The sequence below is a fragment of the Thermovirga lienii genome (genome assembly GCF_036847465.1).
Classification (GTDB): Bacteria; Synergistota; Synergistia; order Synergistales; family Thermovirgaceae; genus Thermovirga; species Thermovirga lienii.
On record NZ_DAITZW010000019.1, the window covers coordinates 1 to 25,840 of the forward strand.

23 protein-coding genes and 1 pseudogene are annotated in these 25,840 nt (G+C 49.8%); 7 read left to right on the plus strand and 17 right to left on the minus strand.

Annotation, left to right across the window (positions count from 1 at the left end; genetic code table 11):
* Positions 1–52: 52 nt before the first annotated feature.
* From V7Z69_RS06230 to ybaK, 5 genes and pseudogenes are all read left to right on the plus strand, one after another.
* A pseudogene (locus tag V7Z69_RS06230) lies at positions 53–253 on the plus strand (formate--tetrahydrofolate ligase); the annotation flags it as partial.
* A 288-nt stretch (positions 254–541) separates the two neighbouring features.
* The gene (locus V7Z69_RS06235; RefSeq protein ID WP_014162458.1) at positions 542–1,375 is read left to right on the plus strand and encodes an EFR1 family ferrodoxin; all 834 of its coding nucleotides are present in this window, start codon (positions 542–544) and stop codon (positions 1,373–1,375) included.
* Positions 1,376–1,695: 320 nt separating this feature from the next.
* Entirely contained in the window at positions 1,696–2,946 is a 1,251-nt protein-coding gene (locus V7Z69_RS06240) for a phenylacetate--CoA ligase family protein (protein ID WP_334139180.1), read from the plus strand.
* Between the two features lie 48 nt (positions 2,947–2,994).
* Positions 2,995–3,129, plus strand: a complete 135-nt coding sequence (locus tag V7Z69_RS06245; RefSeq protein ID WP_014162460.1) for a hypothetical protein — start codon at positions 2,995–2,997, stop codon at positions 3,127–3,129.
* 27 nt (positions 3,130–3,156) lie between these two features.
* A complete protein-coding gene (ybaK, locus tag V7Z69_RS06250) occupies positions 3,157–3,630 on the plus strand; it encodes a Cys-tRNA(Pro) deacylase (protein ID WP_334139182.1) in 474 nt (157 codons plus the stop codon).
* Here the strand turns inward: ybaK and V7Z69_RS06255 are convergent.
* Complete coding sequence (locus tag V7Z69_RS06255; protein ID WP_334139184.1) at positions 3,627–4,247, minus strand: FmdE family protein; 621 nt, start codon at positions 4,245–4,247, stop codon at positions 3,627–3,629. The two genes, ybaK and V7Z69_RS06255, sit on opposite strands and share 4 nt — an antisense overlap.
* A gap of 2 nt (positions 4,248–4,249) precedes the next feature.
* Positions 4,250–5,311: a 4Fe-4S dicluster domain-containing protein gene (locus tag V7Z69_RS06260; protein ID WP_334139186.1), complete on the minus strand. Its 1,062-nt coding sequence runs from the start codon at positions 5,309–5,311 to the stop codon at positions 4,250–4,252.
* Positions 5,312–5,401: 90 nt separating this feature from the next.
* Between V7Z69_RS06260 and V7Z69_RS06265 the strand changes: the two genes are divergently transcribed.
* Positions 5,402–6,820 carry an NAD(P)/FAD-dependent oxidoreductase gene (locus V7Z69_RS06265; protein ID WP_334139188.1) on the plus strand — a complete coding sequence of 473 codons (1,419 nt, stop codon included), beginning with the start codon at positions 5,402–5,404 and terminating at the stop codon, positions 6,818–6,820.
* A gap of 57 nt (positions 6,821–6,877) precedes the next feature.
* Here V7Z69_RS06265 and V7Z69_RS06270 read toward each other — a convergent pair whose 3' ends face one another.
* The 12 genes from V7Z69_RS06270 to V7Z69_RS06325 all read right to left on the minus strand — a co-directional run bounded on the left by V7Z69_RS06270 (position 6,878) and on the right by V7Z69_RS06325 (position 22,241).
* Complete coding sequence (locus V7Z69_RS06270; protein ID WP_334139190.1) at positions 6,878–7,126, minus strand: TRAP transporter large permease subunit; 249 nt, start codon at positions 7,124–7,126, stop codon at positions 6,878–6,880.
* A complete protein-coding gene (locus tag V7Z69_RS06275; protein WP_334139194.1) occupies positions 7,104–8,156 on the minus strand; it encodes a TRAP transporter large permease in 1,053 nt (350 codons plus the stop codon). Before V7Z69_RS06275 ends, V7Z69_RS06270 begins: the two co-directional genes overlap by 23 nt.
* Positions 8,153–8,683: a TRAP transporter small permease gene (locus V7Z69_RS06280; protein ID WP_334139195.1), complete on the minus strand. Its 531-nt coding sequence runs from the start codon at positions 8,681–8,683 to the stop codon at positions 8,153–8,155. Before V7Z69_RS06280 ends, V7Z69_RS06275 begins: the two co-directional genes overlap by 4 nt.
* Positions 8,684–8,741: 58 nt before the next feature.
* Entirely contained in the window at positions 8,742–9,776 is a 1,035-nt protein-coding gene (locus tag V7Z69_RS06285) for a TRAP transporter substrate-binding protein (RefSeq protein WP_014162472.1), read from the minus strand.
* A gap of 195 nt (positions 9,777–9,971) precedes the next feature.
* Positions 9,972–11,927, minus strand: coding sequence for a DUF2207 domain-containing protein (locus V7Z69_RS06290; protein ID WP_334139196.1), 1,956 nt, complete (start codon positions 11,925–11,927; stop codon positions 9,972–9,974).
* Between the two features lie 40 nt (positions 11,928–11,967).
* Positions 11,968–12,519, minus strand: coding sequence for a LemA family protein (locus tag V7Z69_RS06295; protein ID WP_014162474.1), 552 nt, complete (start codon positions 12,517–12,519; stop codon positions 11,968–11,970).
* Positions 12,520–12,586: 67 nt separating this feature from the next.
* Positions 12,587–14,494: a DNA topoisomerase (ATP-hydrolyzing) subunit B gene (gene gyrB / locus V7Z69_RS06300; RefSeq protein WP_014162475.1), complete on the minus strand. Its 1,908-nt coding sequence runs from the start codon at positions 14,492–14,494 to the stop codon at positions 12,587–12,589.
* A complete protein-coding gene (locus V7Z69_RS06305; protein WP_041445707.1) occupies positions 14,491–14,703 on the minus strand; it encodes a hypothetical protein in 213 nt (70 codons plus the stop codon). The genes gyrB and V7Z69_RS06305 overlap by 4 nt, the downstream gene beginning before the upstream one ends.
* 98 nt (positions 14,704–14,801) lie before the next feature.
* Positions 14,802–15,416, minus strand: a complete 615-nt coding sequence (locus V7Z69_RS06310; RefSeq protein WP_334139200.1) for a cysteine hydrolase family protein — start codon at positions 15,414–15,416, stop codon at positions 14,802–14,804.
* Positions 15,413–19,066, minus strand: coding sequence for a UvrD-helicase domain-containing protein (locus tag V7Z69_RS06315; RefSeq protein WP_334139202.1), 3,654 nt, complete (start codon positions 19,064–19,066; stop codon positions 15,413–15,415). Before V7Z69_RS06315 ends, V7Z69_RS06310 begins: the two co-directional genes overlap by 4 nt.
* Positions 19,059–21,986, minus strand: coding sequence for a PD-(D/E)XK nuclease family protein (locus tag V7Z69_RS06320; protein WP_334139203.1), 2,928 nt, complete (start codon positions 21,984–21,986; stop codon positions 19,059–19,061). The genes V7Z69_RS06315 and V7Z69_RS06320 overlap by 8 nt, the downstream gene beginning before the upstream one ends.
* A 96-nt stretch (positions 21,987–22,082) precedes the next feature.
* Positions 22,083–22,241: a hypothetical protein gene (locus tag V7Z69_RS06325; RefSeq protein WP_014162480.1), complete on the minus strand. Its 159-nt coding sequence runs from the start codon at positions 22,239–22,241 to the stop codon at positions 22,083–22,085.
* A 410-nt stretch (positions 22,242–22,651) separates the two neighbouring features.
* On the opposite strand from V7Z69_RS06325, the gene V7Z69_RS06330 reads away from it, so the two are divergent.
* Entirely contained in the window at positions 22,652–23,962 is a 1,311-nt protein-coding gene (locus V7Z69_RS06330; protein WP_334139206.1) for an MFS transporter, read from the plus strand.
* Here V7Z69_RS06330 and V7Z69_RS06335 read toward each other — a convergent pair.
* From V7Z69_RS06335 to V7Z69_RS06345, 3 genes are all read right to left on the minus strand, one after another.
* On the minus strand, positions 23,959–24,744 hold the full coding sequence (locus tag V7Z69_RS06335) for an LmeA family phospholipid-binding protein (RefSeq protein ID WP_334139207.1): 786 nt from the start codon (positions 24,742–24,744) through the stop codon (positions 23,959–23,961). The two genes, V7Z69_RS06330 and V7Z69_RS06335, sit on opposite strands and share 4 nt — an antisense overlap.
* Before the next feature lie 29 nt (positions 24,745–24,773).
* On the minus strand, positions 24,774–25,301 hold the full coding sequence (locus V7Z69_RS06340; RefSeq protein ID WP_334139209.1) for a GNAT family N-acetyltransferase: 528 nt from the start codon (positions 25,299–25,301) through the stop codon (positions 24,774–24,776).
* A 78-nt stretch (positions 25,302–25,379) separates the two neighbouring features.
* A complete protein-coding gene (locus V7Z69_RS06345) occupies positions 25,380–25,712 on the minus strand; it encodes a tRNA-binding protein (RefSeq protein WP_334139211.1) in 333 nt (110 codons plus the stop codon).
* Between the last annotated feature and the right edge of the window lie 128 nt (positions 25,713–25,840).

Below are 25,840 nucleotides of genomic sequence, written 5' to 3' on the forward strand. Positions count from 1 at the left end.
AAACCAGAGACCTTGCCTTGGCTCTTAATTTTACACAATTATATGGACGTAACTGTCCATTTCTGATGACCCGGCCAAGAAGGGAAGACCTAAGGGGTACAGGATTACCGTTCGCGAGGTCCGACTCTCCGCAGGCGCTGGGTTCATCGTTCCCATATGTGGTTCCATAATGACCATGCCTGGTTTGCCCAAGAAGCCAGCGGCTGAGATCATCGACATAGATGAGAACGGAAACATCCTGAACCTCTTCTAGTTTCAGAAGATATATCAAGGAACAGATACTCGAGGGGCCCAAAGCACAGAGGCCCCTTTTTATATATGTTTTACACATACCAATATAGGTATATATTGACGAGTAAAGCAAAATTGTTTAAAATTTTTGTGCTCCAAGAGTAGTCTATTCTTTGTTATCTGACATTTGTTGATGTCCTTACGACGGTTTGTCGCTAAGCGCGTTGTTATGAGTGTAATATGTGTTGGAGAGTGGATAGTGGAGGCTTGTTTTAGGCTTCATGGATTTTGAATGGTGGAGGTGATGGGGATGGAAATAGCGATCGTGTATTTTTCTGGGACAGGCAACACTGCCCGGATTGCTGAGGAAATAGCAAAACGTCTAAGAGATAGAGGACATAGTGTTGAAACCCAATCTGTGGAGAAGGTGGACGTAGAATCTCTGAAGGGCAAGGTCATAGGCTTGGGTTTCCCTTCCTATGGGCTTTGCTATCCGTCCATAATGGAGCCCTTCCTGAGAAACTTGCCCAGAGCGGAAAAGCCAACTCCTGCTTTCATTTTCTCTACTCACGCCTGGTCCTCTGGCGACAGCCTTGTGTGCGCCGCAGAGAAACTTCTGGAAAAGAACATAATGACCGTAGCAAGAGAGAGCTTCAAGGCTCCATCCAACGGGGCTGCTACGTTCTTTCATGAAAATCATCCGATGTACAAGATGATGGTCAAGTTTGAACCTAACCTGGGCCGCAAGCTGGATAAGTTTGCAGCTAGGGTGGACGAAGCCTTAAAGAGGTTCCAGGAAAGCCCCTTCACGGACATAGGCAAGAAGAAGTGGTATAACATATTTTTGGGCTTTTTTGCCCGTCACGTCATGGAAAGACGTCTTTACAGGGACTTTAAGGTGGACGAAAAACGCTGTGTTGGGTGTGGAAGGTGCGTCAAGCAGTGTCCCGATGGGAACCTGGAGATGAAGGATGGAAAAGCTAGATTTCTTAGGGGCAACAACTGCCTGAGATGTATGAGATGCATATCCATTTGCCCTGTGGATGCCATCCTCTTTGGTGAAAGAACCAGAGGAAAGGAGCGCTACAAGGCCAAGCTTAGGGATAAGCTGTTGGAAGAGGCACTGGAAGAAAAAGAAGGGTAAAGGTAGCCTTTTGAAAGCCCTCCTCAAAGGAGGGCTTTTTTCATTGCTGGGGCTTGACCGAGGTGGGAGTAAGTGGTATAAAACTATACAATATTTATGGAAGCAGAAGGTGTATGTAGTATGACGAGAGCTCAAAAGCTACAAAGAACAATATATATAGACGGCTTCTATTTTTATTACTTTACCGGCGTGGGACCCCCTCAGCGGTTCGACGCTTAGGCGTCTTTGACCACTAGAGGCCGGGGTCCCCTTAACTAGATGGGGACCCCGGCCTTTTTATTATGCCTTTATAGAAAAAATGTGAGAGGAGAGGAATGAAGATGAGCGCAAGAAAGTCTAATTCACGACTTGAGGACCTGCAAAGAACTGTCAAAAGAGTATGGGAGAACGTTCCTTTCTACCGGGCAAGGATGGAAGACTGGAACGTTACTCCTGATGATATAAAAAGCCTTGATGACCTTAAGAAACTTCCTTTCATGACCAAATCGGATCTGCGGGACAACTACCCGATGGGCCTTTTGGCGTGTCCGAAGGACGAGGTTGTAAGGGTGCATGCCTCTTCAGGGACAACCGGGAAACCTACAGTAGTGGCGTACACGGCAGGCGACATTGATTCCTGGACAGAATGTATGGCCAACTGTCTTAAAACGGCGGGAGTGAACGAGAAAGACGTCTTCCAGGTGATACTGGGATACGGACTTTTCACTGGCGCTTTGGGATTCCACTACGGGGCTGAAAGGTTGGGCGCCATGGTAATCCCCACGGGCGGAGGGTTCACGGGAAGGCAGTTGATGCTCATGGAGGACCTTGGTACCACGGTCTTCACCAGCACGCCTTCGTATGCCTTGTACCTGGCAGAGGAGATCAGAAAGCGGAATATAAGACATAAATTGAAGCTGCGCCTCGCCATATTAGGTGGAGAAGCATGGACCGAGGAGATGAGAAAAGAAATAGAGGAGGCCCTGGATATTGTCGCTGTCGACTCCTACGGCCTTTCGGAAGTCGTAGGTCCTGGAGTGGCCATGGAGTGCCCCCAAAGAAAGGGACTTCACGGAAACTGGGACCACTTCATCTTCGAAGTGGTGGATCCAGCAACGGGGCTTCCGGTTCCGGAGGGACAAGAAGGGGAACTGGTAATAACCTCATTGAAGAAGGAGGCTATGCCAGTTATAAGGTACAGAACCAGGGATCTCACAAGGTTGATAAGAGGAACCTGTTCCTGTGGAAGGCAGGATGTAAGGATAGACAGAGTGAAAGGTCGCTGCGACGACATGCTCATAATAAGAGGCGTGAACGTATTCCCGTCACAAGTTGAGGCAGCCCTTGCCCAGGTTCCGGAGCTTTCCCTTCATTATTTCCTGGAGGTCACCGAACGAAAGGGCCTCAAGGAGCTGTGCGTTGTGTGCGAGCTGAAAGACAGCCTTTCAGGAAAGGAATTGGAGGCCGTAGAGAGAAAAACATCCCGAGTGCTTCATGAAGTCTTGGGTATAAGGGTGGGGCTTAGGCTTGAGCAGCCAGGGACAGTGGAGCGCTCATCAGGCAAGGCGGCGAGGATAGTTAGGGTTAATTGAGAAGTTTATGAACATTAGATTTGAAACCAGAGGAGGAGGTAAGGTATCATGTTGGAGAGAAGAGACGAAAGGATGGAACAAGAGGACTTGCTGAGAGAGGAAGCGCTGAACATTGAGTACGATTTCGAAGGTCTGCCATTGGCCTACAACGAGGTAAATGGCGCGGAGCAGAGGAAAAGATGAGCTTCTGACGGGAGGGTCTTTCTTTAAGTGAAAAAGACTAACGCTGCTAGGATTCTGGAACGCTTGGGAATTCCCTTCGAGTTGTGGTCCTATGAGGTGGATCCCGACAACGTTGGCGCAGAGGCTGTGGCCGAGAAAGTGGAATTACCTCCTGAACGGGTGTTCAAGACCCTTGTGGCCAGGGGGGACAAGACAGGAGTAGTGATGGCGTGCATACCAGGCAATGCGGAGCTGGATCTCAAAGCGTTAGCTGCAGCAAGCGGCAACAAAAAGGTTGAAATGGTGCACGTAAAGGAAATTCAGGCCCTTACGGGCTACATCAGAGGCGGCGTTTCCCCTCTGGGAACAAAGAAAAAATATCCTTTGTATATAGACGAGAAGGCTCTCCAGCACGAGGCCATATGCGTGAGCGCTGGAGAGAGGGGGCTTCAGCTTTACCTGTCGCCGAAAGACCTAGCGGAGGCAGCAGGTGCCAAGTTCGCCTCCATATCAAGAGGTTAAGATGTAGCTTCTTTAACTATTTTTTCGAAGCAGGGGATACACAGGGGCTTGCCCCTTAAAAGCTTTGCCATGGTCTCCATGGTGCTTTCGCCGCATTGGGCGCATGTCACGCTGTCGGTCATCAGGGCCCGGGGAAAAGTCTCGTAAGGGATTTCTTGAATTTTCACTAGCTCCGCTAAATCTGCTTTTAAAATCTGGTCGCTTTTTTCTTTTCGTAGTGATGCGTAGAGGGCCATTTCCTCTTCGGAGAGGGTTCCCGATACGTATTTGTCCCGGAGCTCTTTTTCCCTTGGGTCCTCTGCGCGTTTAGGCTTGTTGAGCCTGGATATCCTTACGGCCATGCGGTCTGATCTTCTGTAAAACCTAAAGGCCGTCTTTCCTATATTTTCTATTTTGAGGTTGCCCTTACCGATGGTGCATCCTGTGAGAAACTGAACGGCGTCCACGGCACAGTTGTCGCATTCGGATATGCACAGTATCTCCTCGTCTTTATTATGCCCTACTGTCTTTAGGGCGGCTTCTGCCATCCTGATGCCGATGGCTAGCCCGGGGCACCAGTGGCCGTGAAAGGTCTTGGCTTGTTCTATTAGCTCCTTTGGCAATTTGCAGCTTCTCATTTTCATTCTCCTTTCAGCCATTCAGGAGGGGTTGGGTTGAAGGGGCGCTTTTGGCATAACAGAGCCACTTCCTGGGCGTACCTCTCAGGGGTTTGGGCTTCTGCCAGCTTTTTCCAGTCTACAGCGCCTTGAGTAAAGGGACAAGAGCTTATGCATACCCCGCAGTCAGTTCCAACGTTTCTCCACACCCTGTAACATTTTTCAGGCGAGTATGCCCAGTTGTCTTTCATTTTGTCCATTGGCCTACTGGGGATGGCTTTGCCTGGGCACATGGTGCTGCAGAGGTTGCAACCGTTGCAAAACCGATGGACTTTCTCGAAAAGCGGATCTTTTGGGGTCTCCAAAAGGGGCATATCTGTGGTTACAGCGCTTATCCTCACACAAGGGCCGAATTCTTTTGTTATAAGAAGACCATTCCTGCCCAAGGCCCCCAAGCCTGCATCCACCGCTGTCGGCACTAGCGGAAGAAGGTAATTGCCGTCCATATGTACCCTTGCCCTATAGCCGGCTTGCCTGATGGAGGATGCTAGGGCCAAAGCTGTAACCGCAACGTTGAGATATCCCCTGACAGTCTCCACGCTTTGGGGAGCCAAGGGGCCTCGGTGGATCATATCGGGATCCATAGCCCGCACAATTATAATTCCCCAGGGCAGTATATCCTTTATCTCTTCTCCATATACTTCTTCTTTCCTGCCGCGGTGGGAGTAGTAATGATAAGGTTTCAGAGCCAGTATTCCTACAAGGTCGGCTCCGAAGTGGAGACAGAATCCCCTTACCCATTTTGCCCAGGTTTCGGGAGATTGCTCTATCCTGGTAGGAGAGGGTGCTGTATCGACTAAAGGGTGCCAGCTCGCCAAAAGGCCAAATACCCCGTCGATTATTGGACCTGCAAGGGGGGTCCAGGTTGGGGTTTGGGGGCTTCCGATGTTTGGAAGGGCCCGAAGCTCGTCATCAATGGGCTTTTTGTGGGGGTTTCGGGCATAGTAATCATTATATGCTGTTCCTCCCACGCTCCAAGCCATCCTCGCAAACATGGTGTCTCTTTCGTCTATTCTTTTTTTCATTCCTTGTTTTCTCCCTGATTTGTGATATACTTGCCCGTTGGCCCTATTTTCGTTTATTAAGCCTGCTTGTGCAATAGTATAATAAAACTTATGGAAGACAAAATAAAAAGCGAGGGAAAAGTTATGTATGATGCCGTAATAGTTGGAGCCGGTCCGGCAGGGCTCTTTGCTGCAAGGGAAATGATACGTGGAGGCTTGAAAGTGGCCATCATAGATAAGGGGAGGAACATTCAAAACAGGACCTGCCCCATGAAGGATGGTCGTTCTGATAAGTGTCTTCACTGCAAGCCTTGCAACATTATATGCGGTTGGGGTGGAGCTGGGGCGTTCAGCGACGGTAAGCTTACCCTCACGCCTGAGTTTGGTGGCAACCTAGACAAATATATAGGAAGAGCTGCGCTCGTATCGTTGATAGATGAGGCAGATAAAGAATACCTGAAGCATGGGGCCAGCACGCAGGTTTTCGAGCCAGACCCTGCCTTTGCAAGGGACGTGGCTGTCAGGGCAAGCTCTGCAGGTTTGAGGATAATTCCTGCCAGAATAAGACACATGGGGACCGACCGCTCCAAGGACATTTTAAAGAGCATGTACGACGAGATTGCTTCTGGCTGCGATGTGTACATGAACCAGGCTGTGGAAAAAGTTTTGGTTGTGGATAACGAGGCGAAAGGAGTAATCTTAAGGGACGGTACTACGATAGAAGCCAAGGTAGTTTTGCTGGCTCCTGGTAGAGAGGGAGCTTTCTGGATGGAGGAAGTTGTAAAAGAGCTGGGCATCCAGATAAAGTCTCTCCCTGTGGACATCGGAGTCAGGGTGGAGATTCCTTCCGAATGGGCAGAAATGCTTACAGAGCAGTTCTACGAGGTGAAGGCTATTTTGGATACGCCTACCTTCGACGACCAGGTAAGGACCTTCTGCATGTGTCCCCACGGGGAAGTGACCACTGAATACCTGGAGCAGCACGGCATACTGACCGTGAACGGCCACAGTAACAAGAACGGTGAGGGCAAGACGGAGAACACCAATTTTGCCATATTGGTCTCCACCGAGTTCACCAGCCCCTTCAAGGACCCCAACGGATATGGAAGCTACATTGCAAGGTTGGCCAACTTGCTAGGCGGAGGGGTGTTGGTTCAGCGCCTTGGAGATCTCAAGCACGGAAGACGTTCCACGCCTGATCGCATAGCCAGGGGACTCGTGAGACCTACGTTGACATCTGCTGAGCCGGGGGATCTGTCCTTCGTGCTACCTTACAGACACCTTACCGACATATTGGAGATGATCCAAGCCCTGGACTCCATAATACCTGGAATAAACGGTAAGCATACCCTTCTCTACGGAGTTGAGGTCAAATTCTATAGCTTGAAACTAGAGCTAGGCCAGGACCTAATGACTAGCATACCGGGACTTTACGCTTGCGGCGATGGTGCAGGGGTGACCCGCGGGGTGATACAGGCCTCGGCAAGTGGTATAGTAGCAGGAAGGGCGATAGTTAATAGATTGAAGTAAGTTAACCGAAAAAGCAAGAAAAACGAGGCAGGAATGAGGTTTCTCCTGCCTCGTTTTTTATAGGAAACCCAAAAGCTTGGGCAACACCATGGAAATGGGTTCTATGTAGGTTACGAGCATGAGTATGACAAGCTCTGCAAGGACGAAGGGATAGACGGCCTTGGATATTTCCTCCAAGCTTAGACCCGTTATCCCGCAACTCACGAATAGGCACACCCCGACGGGAGGGGTAGCCATTCCTATGGCGAGGTTCAATACCATTATGAAACCAAAATGCAGAGGGTTAATACCTAACTTGGCTGCCACAGGGGCAAGGATGGGTGCCAAAAGTATTATTGGCAGCTCCAGTCTCCATGAACATGCCGACGAAAAGCAGGAAGATGTTTATCAACAGGAGGAATACGTAAGGGTTTTCCGTTATGGAAAGGAAAAGATTGGCAAGCTTCAAGGGGATCATGTTCGCTGCTATGACCCAGGCGAAGACGTTTGCCATGGATATTATGAGCAGTATGGTGGCGGTGGTTATCCCGCTTTGGAGAAGAACTCCAGGGAGGTCTTTCCACTGGAGCTCCTTGAAGACGAACTTGCCGACGAAGAAAGAGTATACTACCGCAACTGCTGCCGCTTCCGTGGGAGTGAATATGCCGCCCAGAATACCTCCGAGGATTATCACAGGAGCCATCATAGCCCAGACGGCATCCTTGAATTCCACAGCTACCCTCTTCAGTGAAAAGTTGTCGTACTTGGCATAACCCTTCTTCTTGGATGTGCTGTAGACGATCACCATGAGAGCAAGACCCAGAAGAACTCCGGGGATAAACCCTGCAGCGAATAGCCCCCCTACTGATACTCCCACGGAGACGCCGTATATTACCATGATTATGCTCGGCGGGATGATGGGGCCTATGGTTGCCGCAGATGCAGTTAAGGCGGCGCTGAAATCTTTCTCGTATCCGCTTTTCTCCATGGATGGTATCATTATGGCCCCTATGGCTGAGGCGTCAGCCACGGCAGAACCGCTTATGCCCGCAAAGAGCATGTTTGCCACGACGTTCGCGTGGGCAAGACCTCCTCTTATGTGTCCCACCAGGCTGTTGGCAAATCTTATGAGCCGTATGGTTGTGCCGCCTTTGTTCATTATGTCTCCAGCGAGGATGAAAAAGGGCACGGCCATCAATGGGAAGGAGTCTATGCCTGTGAACATCCTTTGAGCTACTACTTGAAGGGGGACGCCCATGGCTATCAGTGCTGCAAGACCGGTGAGCCCCAACACCAATGCCAGGGGGATCCCAATGGCGAACGTAACAGCGAAAGTCAGAGCAATAATGGTCATCATTTTTTTGTACCCCCTTCATACACGTTTTCTGTAAGCTCGGCATCAGCGGTGGATAGGGTATCGCTGGTTCGCTCAAAAAGGAGCCTTATGGTGTGAAGCAGTATGTAAAAACAGCCCACCGGAATGCAGAGGTAGGGTATGATCATCGGAAAATGGATGGCTGGGGAAACCTGGGTTCTTAGTTCCCACACGAGCTTCAGGCCTTGCCAGATAAGAATAGCCATGAAGCAGGCGATAATGATCTCTGCAAAGGTGTTTACTGCCAGCCTCGTTCGTCTCGAAAGTCGGGACACTAAAAGAGTCACTCCTATATGGCGCTTCTGGCCCATGGCCAGGCCGGCCCCCATGAAGGTCACCCATGCCATCATGTACCTGGCTGCTTCCTCCGACCAGCTCAGGGGATTGTTGAGGACGAACCTGAAAAACACTGCCGTGAAGGCTATGATGCTCATAGAGGCCATAAGGGTTATGATTATAACCTTCGCTATTTTGTCCAGGGTTTTGAGAATTGGGGTGATAACCTTCATACCTTATTGCTCCTTCCATGTGGGGCCCGAAAGGCTTCGGGCCCCCTTTTTCCCTGATTTACTCAAGCATCTCTTTTTCGTCTTCCTCAGCGTCCTTTACAGCTTCCATTACCTTTTCTACCCACTCTTCACCAACTTCTGCCTTTACGTATTCAAGCACTGCCGGTTGCGATAGATCCCTAAACTCCTTGGCCTCCTGGGGAGTGGGAACGTAAATGGTCATTCCATGTTTCTTCAGGTTCTCTATACCCGTTTGAACCTGACGTTCTGTGAGAGCTCTCTGGGTGATCTTGAAGAGCTGGGCTCCCTCAAAGAGGGCCTGCTTGATGTCCTCAGGAAGTTTTTCCCACAGCTTGCCGTTTATGAACATGATGAGGGGGTTGTACAGGTGACCATCCAGGACAACGTACTTTTGGACTTCATAGAACTTCATGTTGTTTATAAGGGTGATGGGGCACTCTGCACCATCGACTACGCCCTGCTCCAGTGCCATGTAGAGTTCACCAAAGGCGATGGGAGTCGGAGAGGCACCTAGAGCCTCCACCAGCTTCATGTGGGCCGGGTTCTCCATGGTCCTCAGTTTGAGCCCCTTCATATCTGCAGGGGATTTTATCTGCTTTTTGCCGGTGAAGAAGTGGCGGTAGCCGTTCTCACTTATGGCAAGACACTTGATGCCCGTGACTTTGTACATCTCCTCCATGAGCTCCTGGCCGAACTCGCCGTCCAGCACGTTCCAGGCTACGTACTTGTTGGGGAACAAATAGGGGATGTCGAAGACCATTATGGGCTTGAATAGTGTAGGTATAGGCCCAGTGGTAATGGTCCCAAGCTCTATGGTTCCCATCTTGAGTCCTTCCAAGATCTCCTTTTCGTTACCCAGCTGGCTGGCATGGAATACGTCTATTTTTACCTTCCCCTGTGTCTTGGTTTCTACGTAGTTCTTGAACACTTCAACGGCTATGACTGTCCTGTCGTTGGGATCCGCAGGGCCAGCATTGGCCAGCTTCATTTTGATAACATCCGCCGCAAAGGCACCACTGGCCATGAAAGTGGCCACAAGCACCAAGGAAATGAACAAACCAAAACGCTTCATACTGCACCTCACCCCTTTTTGGTTTTTTCAGTAGAACAAAAACGCACTACACACTAAGCTACCCCTAGCTGTACTACTATGACCTTCTCACCTCCTAATTTAGTACACCGCTTATTGGTTTATTATTCTACAAGAATAAACTATTTGTGTCCAAAGTTTATTTTTTTGTCTGACCTTTAAGGACATCTTTGCAGGCTACCAGCCTCCACCTCCGCCTCCACCTCCACCTCCGCCGGAAAATCCGCCTCCGCCAAAGCCCGATGACCCTGGAGAGACGCCGGAGGAAGCGATGGCGCTCCCTATGCTTCCAGAGAGATTGCTTACCAGGTTTCCATAATAAATGCCTCCGTAAAAAGATCTGCCCGAATACCAAGCGGGGGAATAGTTGCTGGCAGAAAGCACATCCTGGAATTGAGATGCCCACGCCTTTTCGACGCCAAGTGCTATTGCGAAGGGCAGTAGCCTTTCAAAGTGTTCAGGTGTCCTATCTGGGATGGGAAGGGATGCAAGGTGTCTTATCCTGTCTTTTTCCGCTACTTGGAGGTACATTCTTAGTCCCTTAATGTGGCGCAAAAGCTCAGCTCCTTCAGGCGTGTAGTTTTTCATAAGCCTCCAAAAGACCAGGTTTAGGATCATGATCACTACGACACTGATGGCAAATAGGGGGGAAACCACAAAGGCCAGGGTTGTTACGCCAAAAATTTCTCCCATGACAAAGGGAATGCTGAAGGCAGCCATAATAAAGGCCCTCAAAACAAGCCAGAACTTGCTTCTTGAGATAGCTTCTTTAAATAGAGAAAGTGTGGATGTAAAGAGCTTTGCAGTTCCCAAAGTCCATATGGAAAGCCAAAGGGTCATGAATGCGAAAATCCCCGTGGATCCTTTTAGTGTGGATAGGAAGAAACCGCTTATGGTCAAAAGTATGGCGGACAGGGTGCAACCTGCAAGGACCCATTTGAGGTTGCTCTTTAAGTATCTTTTGCCCCAACTATTCAACCATTCCTTCAATCCGTTTCTGGCTGCCTTGATATGAGAAGCGCTGCTTTTGTCCAGGGAGATATATGGCATGTCCCGGAAAAGCTCAGCAAGAAATTTTTGCTCCGGGAGGCTTAGGTCTGTGTCTTGGCCCTGCTGACGAATTAAGGTGTACTTTTTGTTTTTTCCCAGAAACTTGAGCAGGCCCTCTTCTTTTTCCTCTATCTTGATGAAGCCTTTTACCGCAAGGTCAATTATGGTGGACACAAAGGCGTCTTCGTTAAATTTTTGCCTATAAAGGTAGGACGCTTCCGAAGGCAAAAGCCCTTTAATTGGGCGAAAGATGGGTATGATGGGACCTGCCTTTATGTCTTTTCCTACCTTTAGCCACGTGAGGCCGTAATAAGAGGTTACCAAAAGCAAGCATATGAGAGGTAAAAGCCAGTTAAGAGTGGCGGCCGTACGGTATTGTTTTTGCCTCTTTTTGTACTCTTCAGAGGGATTTACGTATCCCTTTGGAAAAGATACAGCTATGGTCAGCCCCTGGTTTTCTAGTAGAGGTGATGTGGTCTCAAAGTATGCAACGCTTCCGTCCTTTTCCCAACGGGCCTTTTGTTCGTGAGAACCGAACCTTCCTGTGTAGGCCGTCATTTGAAGAATAGGCGTTCCTTCGGGCAGCGAAACCCAAGCCCTTGCCTTGTCAATAGGGAAGGGCCAGTTGTTCCCGGTGGCGTTCCAATATATTTCGTCGTGATCCTCGAAGAAGGAAACTTGGCTAGTCTGGTAAGTTATGGTGTATGTGTGTATTCCTTTTGATAGGAGTTTGTTGGGGTCTCCTATCCTTATCTTAAGCATGTTTCCTTCCGTGGATGTTTTATGAGGGACGCTTCTTCCGTCCAACAGGACCTCCAATAGGTGAAAGTCCATTCTCATGACGTTTCCCATCTTGTCCTTGTACTTTATGGGGAAGCTCCTGTATATTCCTCTTTTGATTTCCCTGTTTTCAACTAAGAAGGTTATGTCTTCTCTAACTGTCAAGGTTCCGTCTTTTGATACATCGATAACGCTTGAAAACTCCAGTATGCGCTCCTTTGAGGATGCAGCCGAAGGTCCTCCTCCCAAAAACAGAGCAAAGAACAAAACAAAAAGGGCAAGGTACAGCGGTTTTTTGGCCATAATACTAGGTCTTCCTTTCTTTTGTCAGAGCCCGGAGGTACTAAAATTTGACCTGGGGAACATCGAGGTCTTCCTCAGGGGCATCGAAGTACTCCCTTTTGGAGAAGCCAAACATGCTAGCGAAAAGATTGTTGGGGAACACTTGAATCATGTTGTTGTACTCCCTTACTGCTCCGTTGTAATACCTTCTGGCCATTTGAATGTCCTGTTCCAGCTCGGAGAGCGTGTTCTGCAGGTTTAGGAAATTTTCGTTGGCTTTAAGCTCTGGATAGTTTTCTGCCACCGCAAAGAGACTCCTTAATGCCTGCTGTAGGGCACCTTCTGCCTGGGCCCGCTCAGAGATAGAGGAGGACTGGGTTGCAGCAGCTCGGGCTAAGGTCACCTTTTCTAGTAAGTTCTTTTCGTGAGTTGCGTAGCCTTTCACTGCTTCCACCAGGTTCCCTATCAGGTCGCTCCTTCGCTTGAGCTGCACCTCTATGCCGCTCCATGCCTCGTCTACCATGTTCCTGTGTTTTACCATGGAGTTGTATATACTTATGGGCACGAAGACGATGAAGGCCAAAATCACTACAAATAAAAGCAAGTAAAACATGTTACCCCTCCTTTTTTTATTAAAAAAGCCGAGGCATTGAGCCTCGGCTTTTCGTGGACGCTAAGATTCATATATCGAGGTTTCGCACTTCCCTGGCATGGGCTTCTATGAATTCCCTTCGGGGCTCCACCTTGTCGCCCATGAGGATGCTGAAATATTCGTCTGCCGCCACGGCGTCCTCTATCTCTATTCGCTTACATACCCTGGTTGCAGGATCCATGGTGGTCTCCCAAAGCTGAGATGGGTTCATCTCTCCAAGACCTTTGTACCTTTGTATGTTGAGTTTTTTGCCATCTCCAACTTTCTGCCTCAGGTTGTTTAGCTCCTTGTCGCTGAAGCAGTAGTGGATCTCCTTGCCTATTTGGACTCTGTAAAGGGGAGGTTGAGCTATGTAGAGATGTCCCCTCTCTATAAGTTCGGGCATGAACCTGTAGAAGAGGGTTAAAAGCAACGTTCTTATATGGGAACCGTCCACGTCAGCGTCGGTCATGAGGAAGATCCTGTGGTAGCGAAGCTTGCTTATGTCGAAATCTTCCCCGATACCCGTTCCCAGGGCTTGGATTATGGTCCTGACCTCGTTATTGTCCAGGACTTTGTCCATCCGAGCCTTTTCCACGTTGAGTATCTTTCCTCTCAAGGGCAATATGGCCTGGAAGTGTCGGTCCCTTCCCTGCTTGGCGGAGCCTCCTGCTGAGTCTCCCTCTACTATGAAGAGTTCCGATTCCTCTGGGTTCCGGCTGGAGCAGTCGGCTAGTTTTCCAGGTAAGTCAAGCCCCGCAAGGGCAGTTTTACGCCGCACTAGCTCTCTGGCCTTCTTTGCGGCCTCTCGCGCCAGGCGGGCTTTAATGGCCTTTTCCACCACCGGTTTCAGTATCTCCGGCCTTTCGTCTATCTCCACCATTAGGCCATCGTAGAATATGGAATCTACGATACCTTTTATCTCCCCATTGCCCAGTTTCGTCTTGGTTTGGCCCTCGAACTGAGGCTCTGGAAGCTTCACGGATATTACCGCCGTAAGGCCTTCCTTGAGGTCATCGCCAGAGAGGTTGGGATCCTTATCTTTAAGGAGTTTGTTCCTTCGTGCCATCTCGTTGATGGCCCTGGTTAGGGCGGTTCTGAATCCCGAAACATGAGTTCCACCTTCCACGGTATGGATCAAGTTGGCGAAGGCAAAAACTCGCTCCAGGTAACTGTCGTTGTACTGTAAGCCTATCTCCACGGATACGCCGTCTTTTTCCCCTTTGACTACCACAGGAGGAGTGAAGAGGGGGTTTTTGCCTTTGTTGAGATACTCTACGAAAGAGGATATACCGCCCTCATAGTGGAAGGTCTTTTCCTTGCCCGAAATCCGATCCTTCAAGATGATGGTTAATCCCGGGTTGAGGAAGGCCATTTCTCTGAATCTACTGCTCAGTATGTCCCATGAGAAGGTGGTTTCCTCAAATATCTCTCCGTCGGGCTTGAACTCTATTAGCGTTCCTCGTTTATTGGTGCTCTCACCGCAGCACAGCTCAGAGACCGGTTTTCCCCTCCTGTAACTTTGCCTCCATTCCCTTCCGTCGCGCCAAACCGTAAGGTTCAGCCACTCGGAGAGGGCGTTCACCACTGAAACACCTACGCCATGAAGGCCACCGCTTACCTGGTAGGCCTTTTTATCGAACTTACCTCCAGCGTGAAGAGTGGTAAGAACTACTTCAGCGGCTGGTTTTCCCGTTATAGGATGGGGATCTATTGGAATTCCTCGACCATTATCCTCTACGGAGACGTGGCCATCCTCATGGATGATGACCTCAATCCGATTACACCATCCCGCCAAGGCCTCGTCCACCGAGTTGTCCACTACCTCGTACACCAGATGATGAAGTCCCCTGGTCGTAGTGTCTCCTATATACATTCCTGGCCTGCGCCTTACGGCTTCCAGGCCTTCAAGTATCTGAATGTCTTGCGCCGTGTATTGCTTTGCCGATGCTGTCATTTCTTATCTCCCTCTTCTTTCACTTTTGATGCAAGTTTCATGCCTCTTTTGATGAACTCTTCGGACCTTCGCGCCACGGTCATGGGTTGAAAACCCGTGGCCATGACGGAGCCGTCCCGGAGTATGATGGCAGTTTCGTTGCCTTCTCGAACCAAGGCCAATACTCGGTCAATATGCACAAACGTGTTTTGCTCAAGGACTAAAAACACAAAGAAGACCTCCTGAAAGGTTATATATAGCACAAATGCTACATATAATTTTACCACATGTAGCCCTCATCGAAGGGAATTTTCGTCATGTGCTGCCTTTATAGGGCAGAAAGGGCGCTTATTATTTCGTCAACCTTCATCAACATGACGCCTATGTTCTCAAGCTCCTTCTTGCCCCTTTCATAAAGCCCTGAGATTGCGTCCTCTGCCGCTATGATGTTGTAGTCTCTCTCGCAGGCCTCATATATGCTGCTTCTAGGGCAGTTGGGGAAGTTGGAGCCCGAGAAAACCAGGGTCGAAGCGCCAAGCCTCATCAGTACCTCTTCGAGACACGTCTTGTAGAAGGCTCCGAACCGGCTTTTGTATATTATGCACTCTGATGGCCCTAGCCACTGGGGCTTTCCGGCCAAAAGCAGGGGAACATCAAGCTCTATGGGGTTTTCAAGCAAGTCTGGAGCAAGTTGACTCCCTCTGGAATAGGCCAAAACGGGTCCCCCTTTGGATACTATGGAGCTTCTCCTGAAGGGCTCCGCGTTGGAGCCGTCGGGGAGGTATATCCTGACTACGTGAACTATGGGAAACCCTTTCTTTCTGAAAGCCTCGCACAATCTGCCGGCCTTCTTTGAGACTTTTTCGTTTTCTTCTCTTCCAAAGGGGTTGCCGGGCAGAAAGTCCACCTGCAGGTCCACCGTTACAAGACAAGGCATGTTCATGAAAGCTCCTCCTTCCTCATGGTGAAGGCCAGCGCAGTGCATGAGCCCCTCCACGGACAAATGCTGCAGTTGGTTTCGTTGGGAGTAAAGGGGCCCCAACAGGCCAGTGATGCTACCTCTTGTATCTTCTGCGCCTCTTCCTCCAGGAGATCTAGGGAGAAGGGGACGTTCTCCAAGGTTCCCTCAGGCAAGTGATATATACCAAGCCCTTTTGGGGGCTTTTGAGTCATCTTCCAAAGAGCTGTGCCGTAGAAGAGGAGCTGGTCCTTGTAAAGGGCCTTGGAGGCTTCCTGAGGTGCCGTTATCTTGTAATCAACGATCCAGAAGGCTCCTTGATCCTCGAAGACCAGGTCCATGTATCCGGTCATTTCGGTTTTGCCTCCCAGGTCCACTCGGAAGGGAAGTTCCTTCATGACCTTCGAGGACGCCCTTACCTGGGAAGCCAGTGGGCTTTCAGCAAGCTTGGATAACCATGCCCTTATGATCTTAAGGGTGGAGCTTTCTCTGTAAAGAGGGCGCAGGTAGGGAGGAATTATCTTGAGTCGTTCCATTTTTTTTGCTTCATCTAGGGGGAGGAGCACATCCAGGGATTCCTGGCTGTAATCCCAATCCTTTAGGATCCAGTGAGTTAGGCTCCCCATGTCGCTGCCGCCCCTGCCGTCCTCTGTGGGGGATTCCCAGGCTATATCCAGCCCCTGGCGATATTTCATCCTGTAAGCGTGGGGGCAGAACCTGTATAGAGCGTATATGCTGGCCGTTATGTTCTCGAGGAACGTTTCCTCAACGAGGGGCTTTTTCTCTATGGTTACAATTGGTCCAAGAGAGCAGGAGGGCTCGGGTTGCTTAGGGCTTTGGGCCCCCTGGTTTTGTTGGTCAGAATAAAGTATCTTAACGCTTTCTTCTTCTTTCATCAATTCTTCCATCCTCAGGAGGATAAGCTCAAGCCACGAGTTTTTCTTGGGTTTCAGCCTGCCTTGATTGTCTAGGTTGCTCACTCCACAGAGGATCAAAGAGTCCTTTGCCCTGGTGCATGCGACGTACAGGAGCCTTTCTTGCTCCTCCAGGATCTCCTGAGACTCAAAGAGGGAGTGTATGTCCTTGCTCAGAAGTTTTTGTTCTTTTTGGGGCAGCCATTCCTCTGGAAGTTTGCTGATGGCCACGCCGAGCCACTTGGAGGGCAAGATGGAGTCGTTTCTCTTGTTGGAGGAGTTCTCAAGACCCACTACCGCTACCACGGGAAATTCCAGCCCCTTGGCGGCATGCACTGTCATGACCCTTATCATATCGTCGTTTTCGCCGAGGATGTCAGCTTCCTGTAGGTCTGACTCCAGATACGTGGCTCTCTCCATGTAGGCAGCAGTCCCTTCCAGGCTAGGGTCAACGAAAGTCTCGTACTCCCTTATAACGTCTATGGCCTTTCTCAAGTTTGCCGCTATTCTTCTGCGCTTCCAGCTTGGATAGGCAAGGAGGATCCTGCCATCTTCCAGGAGGGAGGCGAGGGCCCATGAGGCACCCTTGACCTTGGCTACCTTGCGGAGTCTTTCGAAGGCCTTCCATTCCTCCGGGTGGTTCCGCTGAAATAAAAAGATGAGGCTGCAACTTTCGTTGTCTGCTTTCTTATGTTCCTTCACCAGGGAAGATGCTTCCTCAATGGGAAGGCCACTTAGAGGAGAGCATAGGAACGATGCCGTGGCAAGGTCGTCTTCGGGGTTCGCCAGTGCCTTGAGCAGGAAGGATATGTCCTTGGTCTCCCCTCGACCATAGAAGCTTCTGTTCCCCTCAAAGTAGACGGGAAGGCCAAGTTTCTCTATAAGGACGTTCTCTATGGCATCGTACTGAGTTCTGCTGGGTACGAGAATGGCAAAGTCCCTGTAGCGAAGGGGCCTCAGTATGAAATTGCCCTTTTCGTCTTTGTCCCAAATGGTCTTTTTACCCTCCACGGACTGGACGATGAAGTGCCCAAGGGATTCGAGAGCTCGTGCCCTGAGCTGATCGATTTTTTCTTTGTCCTCCTTGTCGGGGCAGGAGGTTGCAATTATTAGCTTGAAGGGCTCTACGGTGCTTTTTTGGCGCTTTTGCCACCATTGGTGATGTTTAGGCGCCTCTAGGGGCATGAAGGGTTTTTGGATGTCTTTTGCTATGGTGCTAGGCCATATCTTGGAGAACATATTATTCACCTTCTCCATGACGGCCCCCTTGCTCCTGAAGGATATGTCCAGGTTTATGGATTTGGCGCAGGATGAGGAGTGGGATTCCCTTATGTACTCCCAAAAGACCTTGGGTTGGGCGTGGCGGAATCGGTAGATGGACTGTTGGAGGTCTCCCACTATGAACAGGGTGGAATCCCCTTTGTTTCTGATGGCCTTGAGCATAAGGTCCTGGAGGCCATCGGTGTCCTGAAACTCGTCCACCAGGATATGGGCAAAATTTTTCGCGTATCTTTCGTCTCTATCCAGGGCCCACAGGGCGAATCGGATCAGATCGTCGAAGGAAAGGGTTCCTCTATTGTATCGAGCCCTTTCAACGTACTTCCATAAGACGGAGAAGACCTTTACCAAGGTCATTCTCGCCCTTTTTTCTTCGTGGGGGACTCCCTCTTTTATGAAGCTTGCGGCTTGGAACCATCCTGTGTTGCTGTCTCTGAACTCTTTGAGACTAAGGCCCAATGTTTCCTTCAAGAACTCATCTGCTGCCTTTTTGACTTTTCCGTTTTGAAGGGCTCTCAAGGGCCCTTCATTTCCAAAAAGGTCCATTATGAAATCTGGGGCATTTGTCTCGTCTATGGGCTCTTTCCATTTATTGTGGAGCCAAAGAAGCCTTTGGGAAAATTTTGCCTTTTCCTTGTCAAGGTTGGTTTGGCCTTTGATATGGGGTATGAGCTCTTCGATCCAGAGACTTTGGGCCTCTTGCCACTCCCCAAGAAGGCGCTCCAATAGTAGAGCCTTTATTTTGTCGTCCTCTGCTTCCATGTTTTCTGCCATGGACCAGACGTCCTCGGGGCTGTAGCCTCGGCTTGCGTAGGAGCTTATGAATTTTTCTGCGGACTCGGAGATGGTCTTTGCCCCGAAGGTGTTGAGCAAATCTTCCAACTCCGAGGAAGAGAGGATCTTTTGTGCCCTTTCCTTCCACTCCTTGGGTAGCTGGTCCAGGAGGACTTCTTCTTCCTGATAATCCAACGCCCGCTCTATGGTAAGCCAAAGAGACGCGTTTTCGGCGTTAGTTATGATCCTTGCGTTAGGGTCCAGATCCAAAAACAGGCCCGATTCCTTCATGACCCGCATGGCGAAGGCATGAATGGTGGATATGTAGGCATCGTCCATCCTGTCGATGATGTCATTGAACGTATCCGACATGGCGGGAAGATCAAGGACCAGCCGTTTCAGGATCTTTTCTATTCGCTCCTTCATCTCCGCTGCTGCCTTTTCAGTGAAGGTTATGGTCAGTATGCTGTTCAGCGGGACCTCCAGGACAGAGACCAGCCATATGAACCTCCAGGCCAAGGTGAGGGTCTTGCCTGAACCTGCTCCGGCGCTCACGGCTATCAGCTTCTCCTCGGAGGTGACGGCCTCCAGCTGTTTTTCCTCCAGTCCCTCCTTGTCCTTCAGATAATTGAAGAGCAAGGTTCTTTTGTCTGAAGTTTTTTTACTCATCTTCCTCAGTGCCTCCAGAGGGGGTTTCCTCTCTCCTGCAAAGCCCTCTGTAACCGCAGACCTTACAGGTGTCGGAGTTGTAATTCGGAGGAAAGTTTCCTTCCTTTAGGGTTTTGGCCCATTCCTCAAGTTTCTCTAACGCCCTTTCCTTTTGCTCTGATAAGGATCTAAACTTTTTGTCTGGTGCTTTTTCATTTTCCGAGCGGCTTGCCATTACAAAACCGCCGTCTCCCATGCATAGGTATATAACTCCATTCACTGGCATAGAGGGTTCTTCTTGTTCCCACGCAAGGGCATAAGACGCCAGCTGAAGGGCCTTACTATAGTTTGGGGAGCTTCCGAGCTTGTAATCATAAATGAAAACTCCGTCCTCTACCACGTCCACCCTGTCACAACGGCCTCGGAACAGGCATCCCTCCACATTTATGGATAGCTCCTTTTCTGTGAGAAGGTTCTTTCTCGATAATTTCAATTGCTCATCGAGCGTCTCCTGGAGTTTGCAGAGCCTTTTAGCCTGGAATTTGAGCCTTTTATTGTGCCTGTTGAGGGGGCCCTTTGGGTCCAAAAGCGCCGGATAGTGCTTTCCCAGCTCTTGATCCCATATGTTTTCCACTATCTCTTCCAGGGGCATAGAGGTAGTCAGTTTCCTTTTCCAGGCATTCTCCCAGAGACTGTGGATGAAAATGCCTGCCCTTTTGGTATCGAAAAGCCCTATTACCGGTTCTTCTATTTTCAAGTGGCGAGATGCCATGTACCTGAAAGGACAGTCGTTCCAGACGTCCAGGTCGCTTAAGTGGGCTTTTTCTATCTTTTCAGTGAACCTAGCTGTGGGAAGATCCTTTTTCCTCAGCAGGTTGAACCTCTTGGGTACCAAGGGCGTATCTTTTTCCCTTACCTCTAAAGGTTTTATGCGAAAGTCATCGTCTGGAGGTATTACGTCCTTGAGTCCCCTGGTCAAAGGAGAGTCGTGAATCCTTTTGGCCCATGGAGTGTTTCCTTCCAAGGCCTTTTCGAGGAAAGGGGATCTTCTCAGGGGCCTACCTGCGTCGTCCTGTAGGGGGCGGCTCACGATAGAAAGCTTTGTCCCGCAGCACATAAGCCTACGCAACAAGGCATGACGTTGCTGTCTTATCTCCGGGAGTAAGGGCAGGTGAAAGGCCCCCAGAGCTAAAGACGGATCATCGTGCAGGGTCTCTCGCTCCTCGTCTGTCAAAAGGGGGCCTTGCCTAAGGTTTCCTGGCCATGAGGAAGAATCGGCCCCTGTAAGTATCCATACGTCGTGATACGTTAGGACCGGGGGAGTGGCAGTGTAGACCGAGATGGAGCCTTTGATCTTTACGCCTCGCCATAGGTTTGACCGCTCGGCCCATGCAGCTAGGAAGGCCATGGCATCTTCTTTTCTTAACGGTTCTTCCCCTGCTGGTCCTATGTCTGGTTCCGCTTCCTTTATCTGAAGGGCCTTTTCCTCCAACTCTTTTATGGCTTGGTTCGTTTGCCGGGCGTCCTCGTCCAGTTCGGTCAGGTCCTGGATCTCCCAAGAGAGAGCTTTCCCCCATTGGGATGTCCGCTCTGCTTTCCCTGCCAGATTCAATAGGGCTTCATAGAGCTCAGAGGGAGTGCCTCCTCCTTCTATTTTTTGGGTGAAGGAGACTATTCTGTCCAAGTGTTTCAGACAAGAAGGAGCGTTTGAGGACAAGAAGGACCTCCAGCCTTCAAGGCCCTTGGGGGCTTTTTCCAGGGCTTTCTCCAAGGGGAAATCCTTGGCCGCCATGTATGAAGAAGCCAAAAGCCATGCGGTCTCCTCGGTGGGGAAGTCGTTTTTTGCGATCTCCCAGGCTTTCCTGGCTCCCTGCCAGAGTAGGGTGGATGCCACTGATGGGCCGTTTTCCAGGAAATAAGGGATGCCGTATCTATCGAAGGCTTCTTTCAAGGTTGGAAGCCTTTGTTGTTCCACCATGATGCCTATCCTTCCCCAACCGGGAAAGGGCATGTGGGAGAGTTCATGAAGGGGGCCGTAGCCCTTACGCCACAGGACGAGATAGCGAGCCAAAAGTTCGAGCTCCAGCCTGTAATCTCCCAGAACTGCCTCTACTATCTGGGGGCTATCTTCCTCTTTCAGTTCTGCAAGCTCGTCGGTTATGGTCCGGAGCTGTTCCTGGGCGTCGTGGATGTCCAGACCCGTATTTGGTGTCAGAACCACTATGTTTGCGCCCAGATCCTTGAGGCTTCTCACCAACAATAGTTGACCGTGAGTGAAGCTCAAAAAACCTACGAAGACGAAGGTCTGGCCCCAAAGCCACCTTTGAGCCGAAAGGGGGGCGTCTTCAAGGAGGTGTCTTACCGCTGTGGCTGTTTGAGCGCTGTCCATCAGGCCGCTTTCTTCCAGATATTGAACATAGTCATGATACAAGCGGCATAAAAGTCTTTTGGATTCTGTCCCAAGAGAAAGGCATTCCCCTTTTTCGCATCTTTCGCAGTCGTTGAGCCTCCAGAGGTGTTCTGGCAGCACTTCCTCGCGGAGCAGTTCCCTCAAGGTCTTACCCAAAAGCTCCACGAAGCCTCTCTGCTTGAATGAAGGAGGAACATTGACATTGATACTTTCTGCTTCCCGTATCAGGTTTTTGAGTACGAAATGGACGACGAGCCAATGGTCCGGTGGATCTATTTGCCGCCTTAGTTTGGATTTTGGCGTGCCAAGCTGCGAGGCTGCTTCCCTATATAGTTCCTCCCATCGCATTATCATGCGTTTTTTCCCCATAAGGGAGGGATCGCTGAAGAGAGCCTTCTCCAGTATCCTCACGTCACCACTGCTTGGCACCAGGACGTAACATCCCTTTTGGGCGTCCTTTACGGCTTTCGCTACGACTCCAGCGGCATTGTGAAAGAATTTGTATCGGATTAGTTTTACTTGGGCAGACATGGCCACCTCCATGGGGGTGCTGGGCGTTATTTACTCTCTTATTCTACCAGCTTTCCCCCAGGAGATGGATGAAGTCGTTTAAGTCCAAGGTATGGTCTAACGGTATCCTTCGAAGGGGCCTCTCCAGAGCATGTCCTGGGGCAAACTTTCCATGCGTTCTGCAAGAGCCCACTCTCGGAAGCGGCGTTCGCTGGACAAGAAGCTTCGGGTTTCTTTCCTTCCCTGGGAAGTTTTTTCCCTTTCTTCTCTTCTCATTTCTACTCCTCCTCTTTCTCTGGGTTTTTCTTAGGTCGCTGAATAAATTAAGAGCCGGGATCCTTTTGGGTCCCGGCTCCTTGTACCTTTAGTGTGCGCCTAGGTGGCAGGTACACCAGGAGGGGACCCAACGGCGAGTACGAGAATAATAAGGCTAATTATTACGCTCAGTTGGAACACGAGACCAACGCTCATTGCCATCAGGGTTTCCCTCCTTCATTTAGTATGTGATTTGAATTTTCAGACGATTTTACATCCCAAGGTGGAATTTGTCAAAAGAGTATATTGTATGCGTACATGTTTGGTTGGAACTTCATACAAATTATGCGTCGGTTCTGATAGACTATTGAACGATAGATGCGGCGGGAAACATGTAGGGCAGAATTTTTTAATTAGGAGGAGTAAACGTGGTGGGGAAAGACAGTTCGGTGTCTGAGTCTTTGAAGAAAGCCTACAGATACAGATGGATAGTGTGGGGTTCCATGGTTTTAGCCTACATGGTGGTGTTCTTCCACAGGTTGGCAGCGGGAGTGGTTAAGGAGGACATAATCAACACCTTTGGTTTGTCTTACACTGAATTTGGACATCTGGCTTCCATGTACTTTTATGCCTACATGGTCATGCAGATACCGGTGGGCATTCTGGCAGACTCTTTGGGGGCGAGGATTACGGTCTCTTCTGGCATGCTGGTGGCTGCTTTGGGGTCGGTGGTATTCGGTCTGGCCAAGAGTGTCTTTGCGGTCTTTCTGGGACGTTTCCTGGTAGGTATAGGAGTTTCGGTGGTCTTTGTGTGCGTTCTCAAGGTTCAATCTCAGTGGTTCAGGGAGGACGAGTTCGCATCCGTCTCTGGCGCAACGAACCTCATGGGAAACCTTGGGGGGCTGGTGGCCCAGACGCCTTTGGCCTTGTTGGTCGCAGCGTTCACATGGAGGTACACTTTCGTAGCTATAGGGGCCTTGTCGGCTGCCCTGGCGGTTTTATGCTTTCTTCTTATCCGCAATAAACCTCAGGACATGGGTTTCCCTCCGATACACCAGGAGGTTCCTTTGGAGGATAATAAAAAGGCAAGTGTTTCTTCAGGGCTAATGGAGGTAATCAAGGATATATGTTTGTGGCCCTGCTTTTTGTACGTGCCTCTTGTTGCTGGCGCTTACATAGCTTTTACTGGAGCATGGGGAGTTCCATTCCTATCGGAAGTTTATGGCATGTCCGCCAAGGAAGCTTCGGGGTTCATCGTCATGGCCGTTTTCGGGGCCATGCTGGGCGGAGTCTTCATGGGGTGGGTCTCCGATAAGCTGAAGAAACGAAAGCTTCCCGTGATCATTGTCAGCATAGTGCAGGTCCTATCTTGGGCAGGGATAGTCTTTTGGGTTGGAAGACCCATCAACGAGGCACTGCTTAAGAGTTTGTTCTTTATAATGGGCTTTACCTCCATGGGAGTGGTCATAACCTGGGCGATAATAAAGGAGATGAGTCATCCGGAGCGTACGGGAGTGGCCATATCGGTGATGAACATGATAACGTTCCTTGGGTTGGCCATTTACCCGCCACTAATGGGAAAGATCATAGATATATTCAGGGAATCGGGCGCTTCCTTTGCTTACCGAAACGCCTTCTTGCTGTGCCTTTTCGCGACGGCTCTGGCTTTGGGGTTGGCCTTCCTGGCGAAGGAGACGGGGTGCAGGAACATTTATGCTTCCCGTAAGGTCTCCAAGGCCTAGTCCAGCTGCTTGGGTTTTTCGTAAGTGTACCTTATGCCCTCGAAAGGCTTGGGTAGTATGCGGCTTGCTAGGACCACCCTGTCATCCTTTTGTTCCACCTTGTCCAGTACCAGGGGAAAGACGAATTCATTTAAATCTATAACGGGCTGTATCTGCGATATGGCCCGGTCGGTTATGCTCTTGGTGAGGTCAACCTTGTTGACCCGCATAACGTAGTCGGCAAGCCAAAGTTCTTTGCCTTTTCGGATCTCGAAGCGTCCCTCAAGCTCTATGAGGATGTCCAACCGAAATAGGAATTTGGTCAGGTAATATCCCCTGACGTAGAGACCGCCGTCCCTGAAGTCCAGGAGAAGGTCGTGCCAATGGCCGTCGTCGTCGCCGAACTCCTCGCTGAGTAGGGCTTTGTTTACGTCCTCTTCGAGAATGACGGCTTTTGCCTTTATGTCCAGCATGTTCTTAACGTCTGGTGGTTCGGTGTTCCAGGTAGAGGGCGGAGTAAACTCAACATCCACAGCTTCAACAGTCAAGTGGTCGATCCTCACACCGCCTATGTCGCAACCTATTAGGTCCAAGTATAAATGTCCAACCTTGCCCTCTCCGTCCGGTTCATGGTTTAGGATCAATTCCATTTTCTCCGGTTTCAGACCTTCTATGAAAGCCTCATAAAGTTTACGAGATGGAGGAGAGGATTCATCTTGAGCCCTTGCATGGGGAGGAAAGGCAAAAGCTACTAGTATTATTATGGTGACCAATATGCTAAAGGTTTTCCTTATACTGTTCATTCTCCATCTCTCCAATTTGCAGATTTATATTAATCTTGCACTGATAACCTGCGGAACGTGCTTGCCAGATCCATTAGCTTGTTGCCGTCCACACGGTTCAATATTATACGGTCTTGAGGTTTTGCCCCTATGGATTCGTAAAAAGCCCGGGCCTTTGTGTTCCAGGTAAGGACGCACCATTCCAGGCGGCCACCGCCTATCTGCAGGGCAAGATGGGCAAGGTAGGACAGAAGGATAGTACCTACTCCTTTACCCCTGTGGGAGGGTTTTACGTACAGGTCTTCAAGGTACACTCCAGGTTTTCCCTCGAACGTGGAGAAGTTGAAAAAGTAAAGGGCAAAAGCTATAGGTTCATCATTTACGCATCCAAAGATGACTCGTGCTTTGGGGCTTTCCCCGAACAGGTGTTCTGCAAGCAAATCTTCATTGGCTTTTACCTCATGAAGTAAACCCTCATGTTCGGCAAGCTCCTTGATGAACTGCAATATTATCGGGATGTCCTCTTCGGTAGCCTCTTTGATATGAAGCTCCTTTACCTGGGCTATTGTTTTTCTCAAGCTGAATTTCCTCCTTAAAACAACTTTTATTATAAAGAAGAACCAACAAGCCGTCAGCGAAGAAATTTGTCCGGCCTCTTAGAATATTCGTTCTCCCAGGGGAACAGGCCTTTCTGGCTTCAAGAATACTACATTGCCCTCTTGATCCTTTGCGCCCAGGACCAATACCTCGGACTTGAAACCGGCTATTCTCTTTGGAGGGAAGTTGACTACGCATATTACAAGCTGATTCACCAAATCTTCCGGGGTATAGTTGTCGCAGTATTGGCCTGAACTTTGCAGTATGCCCAGCTCCTCTCCCAGGTCTATCCACATCTTGTAGGAGGGCTTTCGTGCCTTTTCGTTCCTCTCCACTTTGATTATTTTGCCCACGCGCATGTCCACTTTTTCGAAGTCTTCATAAGTAAGCACCGTTTCTTCTCCTTCCTCTTGCTCTTGGCTGCACAGGGACGTTATCCCTTTACACACAATATTATAAACATAAATAAACTTAAAGGGCGTAAGTCTAAAAGAGTCCCCCATGATAAACTAGGGTCATG

Excerpts from the sequence above, each read along its gene's own strand:
- V7Z69_RS06235 (WP_014162458.1), top strand. The coding sequence starts at position 542 with ATGGAAATAGCGATCGTGTATTTTTCTGGGACAGGCAACACTGCCCGG.
- V7Z69_RS06240 (WP_334139180.1), top strand. The coding sequence starts at position 1,696 with ATGAGCGCAAGAAAGTCTAATTCACGACTTGAGGACCTGCAAAGAACT.
- V7Z69_RS06245 (WP_014162460.1), top strand. The coding sequence starts at position 2,995 with ATGTTGGAGAGAAGAGACGAAAGGATGGAACAAGAGGACTTGCTGAGA.
- V7Z69_RS06255 (WP_334139184.1), bottom strand. The coding sequence starts at position 4,247 with ATGAGAAGCTGCAAATTGCCAAAGGAGCTAATAGAACAAGCCAAGACC.
- V7Z69_RS06260 (WP_334139186.1), bottom strand. The coding sequence starts at position 5,311 with ATGAAAAAAAGAATAGACGAAAGAGACACCATGTTTGCGAGGATGGCT.
- V7Z69_RS06265 (WP_334139188.1), top strand. The coding sequence starts at position 5,402 with ATGGAAGACAAAATAAAAAGCGAGGGAAAAGTTATGTATGATGCCGTA.
- V7Z69_RS06275 (WP_334139194.1), bottom strand. The coding sequence starts at position 8,156 with ATGATGACCATTATTGCTCTGACTTTCGCTGTTACGTTCGCCATTGGG.
- V7Z69_RS06280 (WP_334139195.1), bottom strand. The coding sequence starts at position 8,683 with ATGAAGGTTATCACCCCAATTCTCAAAACCCTGGACAAAATAGCGAAG.
- V7Z69_RS06285 (WP_014162472.1), bottom strand. The coding sequence starts at position 9,776 with ATGAAGCGTTTTGGTTTGTTCATTTCCTTGGTGCTTGTGGCCACTTTC.
- V7Z69_RS06290 (WP_334139196.1), bottom strand. The coding sequence starts at position 11,927 with ATGGCCAAAAAACCGCTGTACCTTGCCCTTTTTGTTTTGTTCTTTGCT.
- V7Z69_RS06295 (WP_014162474.1), bottom strand. The coding sequence starts at position 12,519 with ATGTTTTACTTGCTTTTATTTGTAGTGATTTTGGCCTTCATCGTCTTC.
- gyrB (WP_014162475.1), bottom strand. The coding sequence starts at position 14,494 with ATGACAGCATCGGCAAAGCAATACACGGCGCAAGACATTCAGATACTT.
- V7Z69_RS06310 (WP_334139200.1), bottom strand. The coding sequence starts at position 15,416 with ATGAACATGCCTTGTCTTGTAACGGTGGACCTGCAGGTGGACTTTCTG.
- V7Z69_RS06315 (WP_334139202.1), bottom strand. The coding sequence starts at position 19,066 with ATGAGTAAAAAAACTTCAGACAAAAGAACCTTGCTCTTCAATTATCTG.
- V7Z69_RS06320 (WP_334139203.1), bottom strand. The coding sequence starts at position 21,986 with ATGTCTGCCCAAGTAAAACTAATCCGATACAAATTCTTTCACAATGCC.
- V7Z69_RS06325 (WP_014162480.1), bottom strand. The coding sequence starts at position 22,241 with ATGAGAAGAGAAGAAAGGGAAAAAACTTCCCAGGGAAGGAAAGAAACC.
- V7Z69_RS06335 (WP_334139207.1), bottom strand. The coding sequence starts at position 24,744 with ATGAACAGTATAAGGAAAACCTTTAGCATATTGGTCACCATAATAATA.